Below are 18,275 nucleotides of genomic sequence, written 5' to 3' on the forward strand. Positions count from 1 at the left end.
TCATATTGCTTGAAATGACATGTTTGATGGTCCATATTCTTCTATGTTGTTGTGAATTGAAATATTCTCAAAGTTGTTCAAATCAGTCTGGCTGCTCTCGTAAAATACAAAACGATGGAATACGGAACAAAGGGGTCCGGAGGCAGGACAGGTAAGGTACTAGTACCTCACGCCTTGCCCTGTGGGGCTGAAGCTTATTCGCCTGCGGCTCAACGCTAACCGGAGAAGATCGAATATGCGACAAAGAAGCTGACACTTTGGTTCTACGTCATCACGGAGGAGCAACCCTTAATTGCCGCCAGCGCGGAGCGAGCGGGCCTGTCCAGGTTCACTATGTTCAACGTGTTTGCCTGGGACAGCCTGCACTAAACCTTGAGAAGCAGCACGCCAAGCGAAGCGCACGAAGGACAAATGGTCGGTCAGGCCCTCTTCAACCGCCTCGTCGCTCAAGTTGTAAAAGCACTGAAGCAGCAGACCTTGGGCATGGGCAGCGACTGGTATGCCAGATTGCCCACAGCGTCAGGCTGACGCTTCATCCGTTTGTTGAGAAGGCGTTCTAAGACCTTCCAGGCAATGAGCCTGTCTCTCTCTTCCAGGAACGTCACTTTGCGCTTACGCAGGGAAACCCTGTGGTCCGTTGTGCCGGGGTGCCTTCTTCGCTCGTCGGCCTTGATCTCCTCCAATCTGAAAGGGGAATGGGTAGCGTTAAATAATATAAATTACGGGTAGTTAGAATTATTTGGCTGCTACAGCGTGCAGCAGTCTCGATGTGGTGGTGTTGCTGTTTGGTATGTGGTTTGGATTGAGAACTATGTTGCGAGTTTGTCCGTCATCAGGAGAGAGCGTATCATTTCATGGTTCTCATCGTGCGAGAATCATGGGGGGCGATTTGGTTGTTATACGCAAAAGTTCAATAATATCTTTGACGTGGTGTCTATAACTATGGCGGCATGATAATTGTACAAAGTATCTTGTTCAAGGGCAGTGGTGGGAAATTGTGGTGCTCTTGCTGCAACAGGTGAGTTGTGAGGTGTGGTTGTGTTGTGGTGAGAGTGTTCTTGCATGAATATATGTTTGAATGATGTAAAATTGAGGAGGACGGACAATGTCTTTAAGTACAATTCTGCTAATTGTTCTTATTCTTGCGCTTCTTGGTGTGTTGCCAGTTTGGTCGCATAGCCGACCTTGGGGATATGGCCCAAGTGGACTGGTTGGTACTATTCTTGTCGTTCTGTTGATTTTGTTTCTGCTCGGTAAAATTTAGGGCGAGATAGTGCCGTAAGGATTTTTGTCTATTGGCTTTGAGTGCAGCTCACTCCAGTGAGTTTGAACATTAAAAATAGGGGTAAACGATGAAGTCAAGCACGAAGGACAGTGTTGAGGGAACGTTGCACCAGGTAAAGGGCAAGGCCAAGGAAGTCCTTGGTGTGGTGACATCAGATGTCCAGATGGAAGCTGAGGGCAAGGGAGAGAATCTTAGTGGGAAGATTCAATCCAAAGTCGGGGAGATCAAGAAAGTCCTGGGCAAGTAGGCGTCCACCCGGCGGCGACATTCCGATTGTGTGCATGCCAGGCGATCATTGCCAAATCTAAATCGCAGTAGGACTTTATGAGAACAACCACGATCATTGCCGTCGCACTCATTGTGCTGGGCATCGTCGCTCTTGGGTATCAAGGGTTTACCTATACGACCAAAGAGAAGGTCGTCGATCTTGGGCCACTTGAAGTGACGTCCGAGACTACGAAAACGTTTCCCCTACATCCTGTTGTCGGAATCATCGCGTTGGCCGGAGGCGTTGCCTTGCTGGTCATTGGACGAAGGCGCGGTTGACAGGTGCTGGCGTTCACGACTTTCTCCGCTTGCATGAGCATGTCCCGTATCCGGCAGAGTGCGGTGTCCGGTGGGAGGTGACGCTGGGATCGCCAAGAGAATAAACGCTTCGCCGGATGTTCCGTTGGGCGTCAAGCACAAACCGGAATCGAGACAGAGAAGGCCCTCCCTCATGCGCAGACGCCACATCACGTCATTCGTCCTGCTCTGTACTGTCCTGGCTCTTCTCGTCACGACCCCACCTGTGGCCGGTGCAGAACCCGACCAGATCGTTGAACTCGCCTCCACACTCATCATCACGGAGGAGAATGACTTCTTCGCGGGAACCGACGAACACTACACCAACGGCATCAAACTCAATTGGATTTCCGGCGATCTCAAGCATTATGCTGAGGACAAACGGCTTCCAACGTTCTTGCTTCCTTACCTTCACATCCTCCCTTTCGTAAACGAACCTGACCAGCAGTACAATGTCGCGCTCGCGCTGGGCCAGAACATGTACGTCCCGCACAACACAAGCCTGAAGACGCCATTGCCCAACGATCGCCCGTATGCCGGTTGGGCGTATGTTTCCCTGGCCTTGCACGCCAAGACCAGCACGCAGCTCGATACCTTCGAAACGAGCCTCGGCATCGTCGGTCCTTCGGCAAGGGCAGCCGAGACCCAGAACAACTACCACGCCCTCATGGGGTTTGATCGCGTTGAGGGCTGGGACCACCAGATCAACGACGAGCCGGGCGTCATGCTCTCCTGGCAGCGCACCCTGCGGTCTCTGCGCGCCGACCTGGGCCATGACTTTGCCTGGGATATCATGCCGCACGTGCGGGCCACGGTGGGAAACGTGGTGACACAAGGGGCGATAGGCTTCGAGACGCGCTTCGGGTACAGGCTGCCCTGGGATTTCGGGACCTCGCTTATACAGCCCGGCGGCGGCGTGAGCGCACCCGCAAGCCCGGCTGATCCGCGCCTGCGCCAGGACACCGATTTCGGCTTGCATGTTTTCGTTGGCGCCGAAGGCAGGGCGGTGGCCAGGAACATATTCCTGGACGGCAACACCTGGCAGAACAGTCCGAGCGTGACGAAAAAGCCATTCGTGGCCGATCTCATGGCGGGGGTGGGGTTGGTGCTGGGCCGGGCCAAGCTGACCTACACACACGTGTACAGGACGCAGGAGTTCGAGAAACAGTCCGGGCCGCAAATGCTCGGATCTGTGAGCCTGGCCGTGACGTTCTAGTGCGGCGCGTCTAGGCTCGGCAGGAACTTCTGTACCAGATTAGACTGTTTTGAGGCGGACTGGCTCGTGGCTATGCGGACGGCCCCGAGAGCCCCGCTCAAGACCAGGGTGCGCGCGCGGGCCGCTCCCTGCCAGATGATGGCCGCAGCGACACACTGGAGTGCCGCTGCGGTCATCATTCATTTCAGGCCATCTCCACTTCGACATGGTGGTCCTGATGGTCGTCGAGGAGGGGAATCCGTCCGGTAATCTGTTCCATGCGTGCAGGCCCGGCATCCTGTGTCACTGCGCCGTCAACCGTGACGCGAATCACGCGGTTCGCCTTCCCGTCCACGCGCCGTACCGTGATATGATAGAAAGTCTCACGGAAACGGTAATGCATTTTGTACGAATCCCAATGATCCGGCATGCACGGCGCTATGCGCAGGGTATCCACTTCAAGGTGCAGACCGAGCAGCGTCTCCACACTCAGGCGGTACATCCAGCCGGAGGCTCCGGTGTACCAAGTCCAGCCGCCCCGGCTGGTATGCGGTGCCGCGCCGTAAATATCCGCGCACATCACGTACGGCTCAACCTTGTAGCGCTCGATATCCTCCGCAGTGCTACCGTGATTGACGGGGTTTAGCATGTCGAACAGCCCCCAGGCCCGTTTCTTGTCGCCCATCATGGCGAAGGCTGTGGTCGCCCAGATGGCGGCGTGGGTGTACTGGCCGCCGTTCTCGCGCACGCCAGGCACGTAACCCTTGATGTAGCCGGGTTCGATGTCGGATTTGTCGAGGGGCGGCGCGAGCAACTGGATGAGTTTCGCGTCGTACCGCACCAGTCGTTCATCCACTGCGTCCATGGCTTGGCGGGCGCGCTGGGGATCGCCTCCGCCTGAAATGACCGCCCAGCTCTGGCTGATCGAATCTATCTGACACTCTTCGTTCTCAGCAGAGCCCAGTGGCGTGCCGTCGTCGAAGTAGGCCCGGCGGTACCAGTTTCCATCCCAGGCGTTTGCCTCGATGTTGGTGCGCAAAAGGGATGCATGCCTGCTGAATGTTTCGGCAAAAATTTCGTCGCCCCTGTCGCGTGCCAGTCCTGTGAACAGTTGAAGATTCTCGTAGAGAAACCACGCCAGCCAGACACTCTCGCCCTTGCCTTCATGACCAACGAGGTTCATGCCGTCGTTCCAGTCGCCGCAGCCCATCAGGGGCAGATGGTGGTCGCCGAAGCGCAATCCGTGCCGAAGCGCCCGCACGCAGTGTTCATAGAGGCTTGCCGCCTCTGTCGAGCGTTGCGGTTGGTCGAAGTAGGCTTCTTCCTTGGGGTCGAGCTCGCGGCCTTCCAGGAAGTGCACCTGTTCGTCGAGCACCCCCGTGTCGCCGGTGGCCAGTACGTAGCGACAGGTTGCGTAGGCGAGCCACAGATAGTCGTCGGAGAAATGCGTCCGAACGCCCTGGCCCCCTGGCGGGTGCCACCAGTGCTGCACGTCTCCCTGGAGGAACTGGCGCTCCGCGCATCGGATCAGCTGCTCGCGGGCGAGCCACGGCGTGACGTGGACAAGCGCCATGGTGTCCTGCAACTGGTCCCGGAATCCGTAGGCCCCGCCGGACTGGTAGTAGCCGCTGCGTCCCCAGAGCCTGCACGAGAGCGTCTGGTAGACCAGCCAGCCGTTGGCCATCACGTTCAGCGCCGCATCCGGCGTCTCCACGTGCACCGCCCCCAGCGTGCGGTTCCAGTGGCTCCAGACGTCCTCCAGGGCCTGGCGCGCGCCGGCAGGTCCGGAGAAGCGCTGGATGAAGTGCTGGGCCGCGTCCGTGTGGCGCGCCGCTCCGAAGATGAACACGATCTCGCGCTCCTGGCCTTCGGCCAACTCGATGCGGGCCTGAATGGCGGCGCAGGGGTCGAGGCTTGCGCCGGTCTTTCCCGACAGCCGCCTGCGGCTCATGGCCGCCGGGTTGTTCAGCGACCCGTTGCGGCCTATGAATTCGGTCCTGCTTCCGGTCATGGAGCGCGAGAGCTCGCTGACATGGGCGAAGACGACCCGGTGGGCGCATTCACGGCCATAGGCGTTGCGGGCGAACATGGCCCCGCTGTGCGGGTCCGTTTCGGTGACCACGTGCATCAGGTTGGCGTGCCGCCATTCGCCGAGGACCAGTTCCCAGTATCCGGTCAGCGACAACCGGCGAGAACGCTTGGAGTGGTTGCGCAGCTTGATCACCACGAACTTCACCGGAGCGTCCATGGCCACGTAAGTATGCATCTCAGAGGAGATGCCGGATTCGTAATGTTCGAAGACGCTGTAGCCGAACCCGTGCCTGCACACGTAGCCGGACCGGCCACGGGCTGGCAGGGGGCTTGGCGACCAGAACGCGCCGGTGGTTTCGTCGCGGATGTAGAACGCTTCAGCGCTCGTGTCCGAGAGCGGATCGTTGTGCCAGGTGGTCAGGCGGAACTCGTGGGCGTTTTCCACCCAGGTGTATGCGCTCCCGCTTTCGCTGACCACCGTGCCGATGTGCGGGCTGGCGATGACGTTGGCCCATGGAGCGGGCGTCGTCTGGCCGGGCTCCATGGTGATAACGTACTCGCGTCCGTCCGGCGTGAAGCCGCCCAGGCCGTTGCAGAAGATGCGCTCGCGCGGGTGCAGCGGGTGGACGGGGTCGAGGGGCCGCCGGAGAATGGGATCAAGCCTCTTCGGCACCCGGTCTGCCAGGACGCGGCGTTCCACCTGTTCGGCCAGGGATTCCGTAGAGTCTGTCAGCACGACGCGGGCCACGGTCTGGAACAGGACTCGGTCCTCTTCTGAGAGCTCCTCCGCGCGGCGCACGAAGACCCCGCCGGGTTTGTCGAGAACCTGCGCCTCCGGTCCCGCATTGATAAACGCCATGATCTGATCCTGCAGAACCGCCCGGTAACTGGTGAAGTCCTCGTTCAGGATGATCAGGTCCGAGCTCAGGCCTTTCATTCGCCAATAGGCGTGGGCTTGCAGCACTTCCTTGACCAGCCCGATGCGGTTCAGGTCGCTTATGCGCAGAAGGACGATGGGCAGGTCGCCGGAGATGGCGAAGCGCCACAGCCCGGCCTGACCGAGCTGGTTTCGCGCGATGACACTCGGTGCGGTGCGGCGCGTGGCGCTGCCGTAAATGACGGAAGTCGCCAGACGGCCAAAGACCTGCGCGTCGGATTCGGTTGCTCCTAAATGGCGCAGCACTTCCTGGCTCTGGAACCAGGCCATTTCAAACGCGCGTTCGACGAAGTGCCGGTCGGCATACTTTTCGAGCACCGTCAGGGCCGCGTCGCGCGTGTCGGCCACGCCGGAAATGATCTGCACGCTGGCCGATTCGTCGGGAGCCAGGGTGATGATGCGCCGGATCGCCACGATGGGATCAAGCACGGACCCGCCGGTGTTGGAGAGCATTACCGATGAGCCGTCATCCAGCACCGCCGGATTGGCGGCGCTGCGGCCCCGCCCGATGAACCTGGCGCGGTCGGTCTCGAAGGACGGTTCGCCTGCGGTCGCGCCAGGGGCAGCCAGCAAGTGGAACATGAGCGGCAGCTGCTCTCCCGGCGTGCGGGGACGCCGCGTGCAGAGGATGGCCTGGCGGTCGGGCAGGATCTCGGTCTGTACGAACAGGTTGCTGAAGGCGCGATGGGAAAGGTCCGCATTGAGCGGGGCCAGCACGACTTCGGCGTAGCTGGTGACCTCGATGCGGCGGGTGCGCGAGGACATGTTGGTGAGCGTGACGCGGCGGATTTCCACATCATCTTCCGGCGAAACGCTGATCTCGGTGTGCGTTTCGATGGCCTGGTCGCGCCTGCGGTATTCGGCCCGCCCCTGCACGAAGGTCGCCTCGTAGTGATCGGCCTTGCGCAGCGTCGGCTGATGCGCGGTGGACCAGTAGCGGCCCGTGTCGATATCGCGAAGGTAGATGAAAGCGCCCCAGCAATCTGAGGTGGCGTCCTCGCGCCAGCGGGTGACGGCCAGATCGTGCCAGCGGCTGTAGCCTCCGCCTGCGCTGGTTGTCATCACGTGGTATCTGCCGTTGGACAGCAGGTGCACTTCGGGCATCGGCGTGTTGGGGTCTGTGAAAACGCGCATGATCGCGTCCGCTTCCGTTGCGGTCGGGCGCGCGGCGGCGCTCACTTCCGCTGCGTGCGGGTGAAGCGTCGCCCCCTTCTTGGGCACGCGCTCCTGCAACAGCAAATCCGTGGCCCGCACCTGGGGGGAGGCCATGAAGCGCCGTTGCATGGGTTGGCCCAGCAGGACATGCTCGAAGGCCAGGAGACTCATGCCCTGATGGTGCGCCATGAACGCGCGCACCACTGCGTGGCTCTTGCCGCGCAGAACGCGTGACGGCGTGTAGTCCACGGCCTCGTAGAAGCCGTACGCACCCTGGAATTCGCTGGCCGCCAGCGTTTGCAGGTTGCGGCATGCTTCTCTGGGCAAGACCATGAGGGCCAGTGCGCTGGCGTACGGCGCAATCACCAAATCGTCGCCCAGGCCGCGCTTGAAGCCAAGTCCGGGAACGCCGAAGGCCCGGTACTGATAGACGTGGAGCACGTCGGCGACGTTGTAGCAGGATTCGGAAATTCCCCAGGGCACGCCGCGCTGGCGGCCATATTCGATCTGGCGGGACACGGCGGCCTTACAGGTCTGCTCCAGCAGGGTGTTCTCGTAACTGGGCATGACGAGCTGCGGCATGAGGTACTCGAACATGGAGCCGCTCCAGGAGATAAGGCTCACGTCGCGGCCATGGCTGGTGAGAAGTCTCCCCAGCGAGAACCAGTGTTTCTGCGGGATCTGCCCCTGCGCGATGAGCAGGAAGCTGGTCAGGCGCGCCTCCGAGGCGAGCAGGTCGTAGCAGGAGGGGTCGCGGCGGCGTTCGCCCACGTCGTAGCCGATGGTCAGCAGGTCGCGCGACGTGTCGTAGAGAAATTCGAAATCCATGGCGGACAGTTCCCGGCAACGCTCCATCAGGTCGTCGATGATCGCCAGGCGCTCCAGCGCGGCTGCACGCTGTGATGCAAGCCCGGCTGGCCGCGTGGGGTCGATCACACCCAGGGCCAGCTCCGCCAGTCCTGGAATGTCGCCCGCCGTCTGCGGATCAGCAATCAGCGTCCTGATGTCGTCCTCAATCGTGTGGGCCTGTTGGACGAACGCGTTCGCCCAGTAGTGCAGTTCGTCATCGAGTGCGGTGGGTGGCAGCGACGAAGCAAGCCCCTCGCCATGGCGGTGAATTTCGGCCAGGGCGATGTAGGCAGCGGCCAGCGTTCGCGGCAGGCCGTCGCGCGTGAGTGCTTGCAGGGTGTCCTGAAGCAGCCTGATCTTCTTCGCGAGCTCGGGGATGCGTGAGGAAGGCGCGTATTCGGACAGCACTTGTACGGTATCCTGAAGTCCGTGGAACGCGCGCGGGGAGAGCACCGGGTGGTCTTTCAGTTCGGCAAGACCCGCTTGCAACGTAAGCAGGCTGCCCGCCAGGTTGCCGCTGTCCACCGAGGAAACATACTGCGGGCGAAGTGGCGTCAGCGTGCGGGTGTCGTACCAGTTGTAGAAATGGCCGCGATAGCGCTCCAGCTTCTCCATGGTGGACATGGTGTTGCCCGCCAGCCGCAGAAATTCTCCGGCGGGGATATAGCCGAAATCGTAGGCTGCCAGTGCAGACAGCAGGGACATGCCCATGTTCGTTGGCGAGGTGCGTGAGGCGATGACCGCACTTGGATACTCCTGGAAGTTGTCGGGCGGGAGCCAGTTGTCCTGCGGCCCCACGAATTCCGCGAAGAAACGCCACGTTCTCCTGGCGGACGCTCGCAGGAATTTCCGCTGTTCGTCGGTCAGCTCTTGCGCAGGCGGCAGGAACGGGAGGCTGATCCACCACCCCACGGCGGGAGAGAGCAGCCACAGGAGCAGCACCGGCGCGCAGGAGATCAAATCCGCAGGGTGGAGGGTCCATACCGCGAAGCCCAGCGCAACCGCCAGAACCGGAGCGGCCCACATCTCAACGCAGAACGCCGCCAGGGTCCGGCGCGCGTTGCGCCGGGCATAGCTGGGCATGTGCCACAGCAGCAAACCCCGCCGGGTGAACAGCATCCGCAGGCCCGAGCGCAGGATCGCGTCCACGCAGATGAGCGCGTCGTACGGCAGGAAGGCGAGCGTCAGCAGGGCGAGCGCCAAGGGACGACCGGCGGCTCTTCCTGAGAGCGCCGTGTGCACCAGCCAGTTGCGGTCATCCGGCTTGCGGACGAGTTCGATACCGGCCCGCAGCAGGTCGGGCAGGAACACCACGCCCGCCACCAGCAGGGTCCAGAACCACGGCGATCCCGGCACGAGCAGCCAGCCGCCCGCCAGCATGGCCAACAGCGACGGCGGCACAAGGCTGCGCCGGATGTTGTCGAAAATTTTCCAGACCGACAAGGCGGTGAGCGGATTGGGCTGCCGTCTTGATTTTGTTCCATCCGGCCCCGGCGGACCCAGCACGCTCGGGAGCAGCCATCCGGTGAGCTGCCAGTCGCCACGAATCCACCTGTGGCGTCGGCTCGTCTCGATGGCGTAACTGGCGGGATGCTCCTCTATGAGGTCCACATCGGTCACCAGGGCGGAGCGGGCATAGCCGCTTTCCAGCAGGTCGTGGCTGAGGATGAGGTTCTCGGGAAAGCGGCCATCCACGGCCTGGCGGAAGGCGTCCACATCATAGATGCCCTTGCCGATAAACGATCCTTCCCCGAAGAGGTCCTGATAGACGTCGGACACTTCGCGCGAATAGGGGTCGATGCCGGACTCGCCCGCGAACAACTTGGTAAACAGCGAATGCCCCGCGCTGGTCAGGCTGATGGACGCGCGGGGTTGCAGGATGGCGTACCCGTCGACGATGCGCCCCTTCGCGGCGTCGTACACCGGCCTGTTGAGAGGATGGGCGATGTTGCCGATGAGCGTGCGCGCCGTGTCGCGAGGCAGTTGCGTGTCGGTGTCCAGGGTGATGACGTATTTGATCGAGCCAAGCACGCCCAAGTCTCCGACGATCTCGGAAAATGCGGCGACGTCGCCGCCGCGCAGCACGGAGTTGAACTGCTCCAGCTTGCCGCGCTTGCGCTCAAAGCCCATCCAGACCTGTTCGTACGGATTCCAGACACGTGGACGATGGAACAGGTAAAAGACGCACGGGCGGTCGTCACGGTAGGTCTCGTTGAGTGCCTGCACTGCCGAGCGGGCGTGCGCCAGCAGTTCGTCATCTCCAGGGAGCGCACGCTCGGAAGCGTCGCGGTAATCCGTGAGCAAGGCGAAGAGCAGATTGCGGTCGCGGTTGCCGAGGTAGCGGATTTCCAATGCTTCGAGAAGGTCATCAATTTCCTGCGGCGTGCTCAGCAGGGTGGGGACTATCACCATGGTGCGGTGCGCAGATGGGATGCCCTGTGAAAAATCCATGCGCGGCAATCCGCGCGGAGGCAGGAAAAGCGTGACCAGCAGGTTCACCAGGGAGACGGCAAGTGTGGAAACGCCGAACACACCCGCCAACGCGAGCAGCCAGTATCTCCAGTCAGTTGGGCCAAGCAGGGAAACTGAGAGGAATACAGGGGAGGCAGCCAAAGCCGTGAGCACCAGCATGGAGCCGAGGTACGCGGTGAGCCGGAGCTTTTGGCTCGTGGCGCGAAGGCGCGATTTCAAGGTGGGGCGGAAGCCTACCGCGCTTTCCAGCACGTGATGGCCCTGGTCGACCAGGTAGTACCCGACGTGTGCGGTTCGATCCCCTGTTCCAAACGCCTGGGCAGCGGCCTTGGCGAGGCTGAGCGTTTCGCGCGCCACCTCCGGTTCGCTCCTGGTACTGCCTTTGGCCACTTCCTCGATCACGTGGCGGTACCGGTCGCGGGTGGAAAAATCCTGAAGGGCGTGCATCCCGGCCGGATCCTCGCGCAGCGTCCGTTCCACCGCGCTTTGCGACTCGACGTAGTCGCGCCAGTCCATTGCGCCGATGAAGCGCAGGCTGCCGATGCTGTTGGCAATGGCTATCTGGTTGGCCGCAGCGGTCCTTCCGGCAGCTTCCGACAGCTGGGTTGCCGTGACTCCCTGCTCCCGCAGCTTCTGCTCGACCCAGGTTTGCACAAAGGCCATGACGGCCCCCTGGGCCTGAAGCCGGGCATAGAACTCTTCCACAAACGGGGCGGTGAGGGGGACATCGGCGTTGGCGAATTTGGCCAGCTGTTGGATTAGCTGCTTGGGTTCCTTCTCGGCGGTGGCGAGCATGCGGTCCGCCCAGAGGATGGCTGCGTCGCGTTCCTCACGCCTGCGCGCAATGCGAACGCCGACTCGCCTGATATTTTCCAGCAACGCAAGTTGCAGCATGATGGGGAACGCCCAGAGTTCACCCAGCTTGAGCGGCTCCACGGTCTGATAGGCCGCGATGAACTGATGAGTGTTGTCGCTATCGACCCGGCCATCCATGTGCGAAATAAGCTCCAGGGCCAGGGCGTAGATGCGCGGGAAGCCAGACGATGCGCCTTCGGCCAGCTGCGGAAGCTGCCTGCTGTATCCGCGCGGGAGATGGCGGCGGGCCATGACGATCTGCTGTTCGATGAGATAGAAGTTGTCCAGCAGCCAGGCTTCCGCAGGGACGAGTCGTTGCCCCTGCGTCGTGGACGCCGTAACAACGTCATAGGCCGCCAGCAGGACGTGGGCGTTGTCCGACAGCCGTGGCAGCAGCTTGTCGGGCCCAGGCTTCTGGGCGATTCGATGCTGGACGGCCAGCATGACGGCGTGGCGCTCCAGTTGCTTTATACTGAACAATTCCGAACGCAGCAGCTCAGTATCCTGATCGCCCCGGAGCGCGGTACGCGTGCGTGCCGTGAGTGCAAACGCATTGATTACTATGGTACTATCCTCGCAATGATGGGTGAATATGTGTTTCTGTCTTCAGGAAATACTCTCCATTGTCTGTTTATGGTGGGGTTGTGTCCAGGTATGTTTCGAAATTAATCATACTAATGTGTTGCTCAATCTTAACTTTTTCATGTCGGAATGTGCGCGTGTTTCATTTTTTCAATGCGCCAGGCAGGGATTGTTGGTCCCTGCCTGGCAGAAACAGATTTGTTGTGGTGTTATTGCAGAGGCTTGAACTTGATCTCCACGCGGCGGTTCAGCTTGCGGCCTTCAGCGGTTGCATTGTCGGCGCGCGGCTGGGATTCGCCGTATCCGATCGCCGTGATGCGGTTCGCGTCGACACCCTTCTTCACGAAGTAGGATTTAACCGAGTTGGCGCGGCGGTTGGACAAGGCCTGGTTGTAGCTCTCCGAGCCGACGGAGTCGGTGTGGCCCTCAAGGACGACGCCCATGTTGGACTTGGACTTGCTCATGGCGACGCCTTCATCAAGCACCGGGATGAACTCGGGCTTGATGTTGTACTTGTCGAAGTCGAAGTAAATGGAGCGGAAGACCACGGTTTCGCTGCCCATGTCGGACTGCTCCTGGTACAGGCCGCATCTCATGAAGGTCAGGCGCGCGGCCTGGTCGCGAAGAAAATCTTCGCCCTTCACGAAGCACGAGCACCTGGAGAGGGCTGCGATCTGCTTCAGGACGCTCTCGCCGTGCTTGTTGTCGGCGAAGCTAACCACCATGAAGCACAGCTTGTCCCCGTACTTGGCCTGAAGCCGCTTGGCTTCGGCCACGGCATCGATGCCCAGGTTTTCGTCGCCGTCCGAGAACAGGACGACTGCGGTCCTGCCGGACAGGTTGCCGAGCACCTTGTCGAGTTCCTGCAAGCCGGGTCCCATGGGAGTGACGCGGCCATAGGTCTCGTAATCGATGCTGATGGGGTCAATGGCGTTGGCCACGGCTGTTCGGCTGTACGGTGCCATGCCTGCGTACTGCTTGAACGGAGCGAAGGTGTACACACCGCTCTTGTAGCCCAGGTCCGGGACGAGATTGTTGAACTCCACCATGGCGGACTTGGCCAGGACAATCTTGGACTGTCCGCCAAGGTCGACGATCCGCACGCCTTTGTAGAAGAACTTCATCGAGCTGGAATGATCCAGGAAGAGGATGAAGTTGTCGACTGACGGCACAAGCTTTGCGGCAGCGGCAGGAATCGATGAAATCAGCAAGGCAATGGCCAGCAGCGCAGGAATGATGCGCATTGTTCTTGTGTTGATATTGGTCATATAAATCCCTTTGTTCACTGGTGTTGCGTTGTGAGAAGCACTGCTGACGCTGTCGGTATTGATTCACATTGCACGTTTAAAACACGTTTTCGTTGCACACCCATCCCTTCTCTCCGGTCTGCACAACCTCGACATAGGACCAGCCTCCACCGGTGTCGTTGAACAGAACCCTCATTTCCTGGCCAAAGGCGAGCTTCTTCAGTTCGCCGCAATATGTTCCCTGGCAGTTGCGCAGGGGGAGGTCAGTAAATCCGGCGATTACCGTGCTGGAGTTGGACGTCGCCATCGCTGGAGCCATGGACAGGCTCAGGCCCGCAACGAGCAAAAGCGCGCAGGTGGCTGTTTTAAAGATTCTCATTGATAGCTCCTTGTTGGTTTGTTGTACTTACACACCCGTCATTATAACGCATATGCGGTTGGAGTGTTATATTTGCAGTCGGAGCATAGGCTGTTGATGTCGTGCCGCTTATGCTCCGATCAACAGTCGCGCGAAGGATATGCGGAATCAGTAGGGCTGGAGGCACTGCTCTCTTTGGAAGTCGCAGTTTTCCAGGCAATTCCGCTTGCTTCCCAGGCCTGGGTCGTCGTCGCAGCGGGAAGTGCATTTTCTCCATGTTTCGTTGCAGTAGTTCAGGCTGCGCACCTGTTCGATTCTGGGGTACGAATCACCGCGCATTATGGGGAGGGGGTCAATGACCCTGCCCGCACTGCTGTCGTCTATGTAGACGGTCCTGTTGGTGTTGTCCCTGTAGTACAACCTGCCACGGTCATCCGTTGAATAGCTGACGTTGTCGTCATCAATAATGTAGTATATCCCTGCAGGGCCCTGCTGCACCACGGGGCTTCTTTCTATGGTATGCACGGCTCCTGCCGTATCGACATAGTAGAGCTTCCCGTTATTGTCGCGGTAGTACCGCGTGGAACCGTCGTCTCCACGGTGGACGATGACAGCTCTTTCGTTGATGTTTGTCGTGCTTGCCTCGGTCGGTTCCGGTGGGGTTCTTTTCTTGGCGCAGCCATACGTTGCGCTTACAGCCAGAATTGCCGCGAAACACAACAACATCGGCCTGTGAATTTTTGATTCTTGCATGATTTTCCTCGCTTTGATTCCTTCTTGTTTGTCAGTAGTTCCTTGTGAACTGGAGCTCGTCACGAGTGTGGACGTCCGGCCTGTTCGATACGGCTATTGCGCCTTGCCGCATCCAGAGAGTGCGCTGTAGCAACTGGACGTGCAGGCATCGATGTCACTCTGCGTCCTGTTGCTCGGATTGCTGCGACACCTGTCTTCACACTGCAGATACTGTCGCTTGCAATACTCAGGCGTTTCGACACCGCCTCGGCTTGTCTGGCTGGGCGGCGTTGCCGCAGGGGCTCCCGGATTGTAAATCCTCTCGTTCCCGTCCCTGATGACAAGTTGTTTGGCCGCGCAGGTCATGTTGCACTCGACGCAGTCATGGTTGCAGACAACACTCGGATCACCAGAGGGGACGTTGACAGTGCACACGAGCGTGCCGTCGGGGCGGATGCACTGGTAGGAATTGGGGCCTGCGGCGACAGCCAGGGTGCTCAAGCAGATGAATGCCATCACGGTAAAAGTGGGTAGTTTCATGTCGACGTCCTCTTTGGGGACGGTTGTGGCAACCGCACGGATCGCCGTGTACGGGTTGAGGCGACACAGTCCTATTGTTGTCCCTTTACATGCATGTCGTTGCGTACGGACTTCACTCCGCCAACTCTGCGGGATACTTCTACGGCAGTCCTGATCTCTGCGCTTGAGCCGACAAATCCGCTGAGTTGGACCACGCCCTTGAATGTTTCTACATTAATCTCTGCTGATGAAAGAGTCGGCTCCTGGAGAATTGCTGTTTTGACTTTTGCCGTGATGGCAGAGTCGTCGAGATATTCTCCAGTTCCCTCCTGGGTTTTGGTGGATGCGCACCCAAGCGAAATCGTAAGGATGAATACGGCCAGTACGAGGGAAACATTTATTCCGGGCTTCATGTCTGATCTCCTGTGTTGGTCAAAGTTTATGTAATAAATTTATGCTTGCTGTTTGGGTTGAGGTTTGGTGTCTGTTTAGCTGTTGTGCGTGGCATATCCTGAGTCTATCTCCTGTTGCGTTTGTACTTGTGATACAGGTCCAATATTTGTTCTGCTAAGGCAAGGCCGAGAGTCAGATTTGAAAAGGTGCTATGTCCCTTGCTCCAGATGCTTTGAATATCGAGTTGGACAAGGCGTCTGCGAAACTCGCAGCATATGGCAAGGCGATTCCTGCTCTCCTGGATTCGCCTTAGTTCCTTGTCGAGAAACATGCCTTGTCCTTCTTCAGTTCCGCCAGACTCTGTCCGAACGCCATGGGCTTGTTGGACGTTCGCCGTTTCAGTGCCATAAATGCTGCAACTGAGCCCAAAAGGCTGATTACGGTCGCTGCCGCGAATCCGTGAAGCTTCCACTCGTCCGGCAGGGCGGACAGGCATCCCAGGGTCATCAGGCCGATCGCGAACATGAAGCAGATCACTCCGAGGCAGGCCAGGACAAACGCCTGAACAAACCTGATTTTTGCCTCGCGCAATTCCAGGGACAGCAACTCCAGGCGGTCTTCCAGTATCTGTAGAGATGTCCAGCCAATCCTGCCTGCGGTTTGCGCAATTCTGGGATGGTGCGGTGGCAACAGGTTCACCCTTATTTTCTGGACATGGACCAGCCAAAGAGCAGGCCGACGATGAAGCTGCCTCCGATGGCGTAGTATGGTTTTGCGTGGATGAAATCGTCTGCGCTCTGGGCCTTGGCCATGACCATTTCCTCTATCTCGCCGTATTCCTTGCGGGCTGATTCCAGGCGTTCACGGAGTGCCGAGCGTGCCGACTTTATGCGGTCGTCCACCTCGTCGGAGGTTGCGTCGATCAGTGCCTGAGCGTGTTCCATCATGTTGTGCATTTCCTTTTCCATCGCTTTCATATTATTTTGTCCGGTTGCCATTGGGTGGGTGCTCCTTGTTCAGATGTTCCAGGTTTTTGCAGCGAGGGGCTGTTGCTCTATGATGATTTGTTACGTCACGGCGTTTCGTTGTTCAGCGCTCGGCCGTTTCATTTATTTTTATTGAGTAGTTGTTATTTAGTTCGTTTGTAATGATCCTATGTAGTGTTTCAGCCTTTTGTATTGTTGGGAATCTTGAGGATGCAGTTCGTGTTGAGTTTGAGCACGACGTTTCATGTAAAATTCAGTCTCAGTGACTGGAGATGTTCATTATCTCTAATAACTACATGTAATGTTCTTTTAATATACAATAAGTGTGCCGCCCTGGTGTGTTTGTAAGGTGCTGACATTGTTGTTCATAATAATGCCAAGGTTCATTTGTTGGAATTGTCTCATGCAACAAGAATCCATGAGAAAGAAATTATCATCAGATGAGAGTCGGAGGGGCTTGGTGTGGTGGCAGCAATTCGGCATGTCGACTAGGCTTCATCCACATGGATGAAACTTGGCAGCCATGAGAGGCGGGATTTCAGGCTAGCTTTCTTGCGAGTCGTTTTGCGCGTTGAGGCCTTTGGAGCGGGACGTAAGGCCGTGCTTTTTCAACAACCGGTATAATTGCGCAGGGCTCAATTCCGACACGGCCATTATCTTGGAGATCTTGCCCGCGTAGGAATCAACCAGGGACCGGAAATAGATCAGTTCGATCTTGTCCAGTGATTCCGCGCGAAACGACTTCCAGTTCATGTCCACGAAGTCACTTGCGGGCTTGAGGGACAGTTCCTGCGATGCCGCAGTCCCCTTCAAGGTGGAGCGGATGAGCAGCGCCCGCAACTCCAGGGGCAGGTGCCAAGGCATGATGATTGCGTCGGTTTGGGCATTGGAAACCAACGCCCGGATCAGGTGGGACAGTTCGCGCACGTTTCCTGGCCAGGCATACGTGCCGAACATGCGCATGAGTTCCGGGGAGACGGTTTTTGTGGCCAGCTTGTTGTTTCGGCAGGCTTCCGCCAGAAAGAACGCCACGAGTTCGGGCAAGTCGGAGAGCCGCTCCCGCAGGGGAGGGAGGCGGATTGTCACCTCCCGGATTCGGAAAAAGAGATCTTCCCGGAACTGGCCCGCGCCGACCATGGCCTCAAGGTCTCTGTTGCTGGCGCACACGAAGCGGAAATCGCTGAACACCTCGTGATGTTCCCCGAGGGGGCGATATCTGTGGGTTTCCAGGACGCGCAGCAGGAGTTTTTGCGTTTCAAGGTCAAGTTCGCTTATTTCGTCCAGGAAGAGGGTGCCGCCGTGCGCCTGCTGGATAAGCCCCTGGTTTGCGGACACCGCGCTGGTGAACGATCCCTTCTTGTGTCCGAAGAGTTCGCTTCCGGCGATGTTCGGCTGGAGAGACGCACAGTCCACGATCACGAACGGCCCGTTCGCCACGGAACAGTTCTCATGCAAGGCCCTGACGAAAAGGTCCTTGCCGACGCCTGTTTCCCCGTACACCAGCACGCTCACGTTGCTTCGGGCCGCCCTGGCCATCTCCTGGATGCATTGCAGCAGGTGGGGGCTCGACCCCACAATCCGGCTGCGCTCCACGGGCAGCGTGTCGCCCTTTTTCTCACGGAACGCCGTGGCTTGCCGGATGGAGAGCTGAAGGTCCTGTGGTGAAAACGGCTTTTCGACGTAGTCCCAGGCTCCGTTGCGAATGGCCAGCTCCGCTCCGTTCGGATCGCCCGCGTTGGTGATGATGATCACCAGCGGGTTGGAGGGGAGGTGCGTGAACCTCGGCAGGAATTCCAGGCCGTTGCCGTCCGGGAGCATCACATCCAGGAACACGAGGTCGATGGGGATTGATTCGGCTCTTTTGAGTCCCCGGGCCAGTGAGGGTTCGGCGTACACTTCGTGTCCTACCGTGGCAATGATGTCCGAAAGCACCACTCGGGTGATTTCGTCATCGTCAACTATAAGAATCCTGGCCATAGTACTCCCATGTACTCAATCGGCGGTGGCTGCCTCGGAAGTCCCTCGTACTCGTCGAGTCGTCTTGAAGCGTGTTGCACCACAATGTGATCGGTTGCATGTTTGTGCGGACATGGCTTGCACAGTTCTCTGATCAGC

General features: G+C 59.0%; 13 protein-coding genes. 4 read left to right on the forward strand and 9 right to left on the reverse strand.

Annotated features, from left to right (window positions below; genetic code table 11):
- Positions 1–288 precede the first annotated feature (288 nt).
- Positions 289–501: a hypothetical protein gene (locus ACZ5V4_RS16690; RefSeq protein ID WP_464317849.1), complete on the reverse strand. Its 213-nt coding sequence runs from the start codon at positions 499–501 to the stop codon at positions 289–291.
- A gap of 604 nt (positions 502–1,105) precedes the next feature.
- On the opposite strand from ACZ5V4_RS16690, the gene ACZ5V4_RS16695 reads away from it, so the two are divergent.
- The 4 genes from ACZ5V4_RS16695 to ACZ5V4_RS16710 all read left to right on the forward strand — a co-directional run bounded on the left by ACZ5V4_RS16695 (position 1,106) and on the right by ACZ5V4_RS16710 (position 3,065).
- Positions 1,106–1,264, forward strand: coding sequence for a DUF3309 family protein (locus ACZ5V4_RS16695; RefSeq protein ID WP_464315998.1), 159 nt, complete (start codon positions 1,106–1,108; stop codon positions 1,262–1,264).
- An 88-nt stretch (positions 1,265–1,352) separates the two neighbouring features.
- Positions 1,353–1,532: a CsbD family protein gene (locus tag ACZ5V4_RS16700; protein ID WP_464315999.1), complete on the forward strand. Its 180-nt coding sequence runs from the start codon at positions 1,353–1,355 to the stop codon at positions 1,530–1,532.
- Between the two features lie 77 nt (positions 1,533–1,609).
- On the forward strand, positions 1,610–1,831 hold the full coding sequence (locus ACZ5V4_RS16705; RefSeq protein WP_464316000.1) for a DUF3185 domain-containing protein: 222 nt from the start codon (positions 1,610–1,612) through the stop codon (positions 1,829–1,831).
- Between the two features lie 172 nt (positions 1,832–2,003).
- On the forward strand, positions 2,004–3,065 hold the full coding sequence (locus ACZ5V4_RS16710; protein ID WP_464316001.1) for a lipid A deacylase LpxR family protein: 1,062 nt from the start codon (positions 2,004–2,006) through the stop codon (positions 3,063–3,065).
- 184 nt (positions 3,066–3,249) lie between these two features.
- Here the strand turns inward: ACZ5V4_RS16710 and ACZ5V4_RS16715 are convergent, their stop codons facing one another.
- The 8 genes from ACZ5V4_RS16715 to ACZ5V4_RS16750 all read right to left on the reverse strand — a co-directional run bounded on the left by ACZ5V4_RS16715 (position 3,250) and on the right by ACZ5V4_RS16750 (position 18,137).
- A complete protein-coding gene (locus ACZ5V4_RS16715; RefSeq protein ID WP_464316002.1) occupies positions 3,250–11,787 on the reverse strand; it encodes a glycoside hydrolase family 94 protein in 8,538 nt (2,845 codons plus the stop codon).
- A gap of 347 nt (positions 11,788–12,134) precedes the next feature.
- Entirely contained in the window at positions 12,135–13,193 is a 1,059-nt protein-coding gene (locus tag ACZ5V4_RS16720; protein ID WP_464316003.1) for an OmpA family protein, read from the reverse strand.
- Positions 13,194–13,269: 76 nt separating this feature from the next.
- Positions 13,270–13,551, reverse strand: a complete 282-nt coding sequence (locus ACZ5V4_RS16725; protein ID WP_464316004.1) for a hypothetical protein — start codon at positions 13,549–13,551, stop codon at positions 13,270–13,272.
- A 147-nt stretch (positions 13,552–13,698) separates the two neighbouring features.
- Positions 13,699–14,283 (reverse strand): hypothetical protein, encoded by a 585-nt coding sequence (locus ACZ5V4_RS16730; protein WP_464316005.1) that lies wholly within the window; start codon positions 14,281–14,283, stop codon positions 13,699–13,701.
- 590 nt (positions 14,284–14,873) lie between these two features.
- Positions 14,874–15,194: a BON domain-containing protein gene (locus ACZ5V4_RS16735; protein WP_464316006.1), complete on the reverse strand. Its 321-nt coding sequence runs from the start codon at positions 15,192–15,194 to the stop codon at positions 14,874–14,876.
- A gap of 289 nt (positions 15,195–15,483) precedes the next feature.
- Complete coding sequence (locus ACZ5V4_RS16740) at positions 15,484–15,873, reverse strand: phage holin family protein (protein ID WP_464316007.1); 390 nt, start codon at positions 15,871–15,873, stop codon at positions 15,484–15,486.
- A gap of 2 nt (positions 15,874–15,875) precedes the next feature.
- A complete protein-coding gene (locus ACZ5V4_RS16745; RefSeq protein WP_464316008.1) occupies positions 15,876–16,172 on the reverse strand; it encodes an ElaB/YgaM/YqjD family protein in 297 nt (98 codons plus the stop codon).
- Between the two features lie 531 nt (positions 16,173–16,703).
- The gene (locus ACZ5V4_RS16750; protein ID WP_464316009.1) at positions 16,704–18,137 is read right to left on the reverse strand and encodes a sigma-54-dependent transcriptional regulator; all 1,434 of its coding nucleotides are present in this window, start codon (positions 18,135–18,137) and stop codon (positions 16,704–16,706) included.
- Positions 18,138–18,275 lie beyond the last annotated feature (138 nt).

Source organism: Fundidesulfovibrio sp. YSD1, assembly GCF_055397115.1.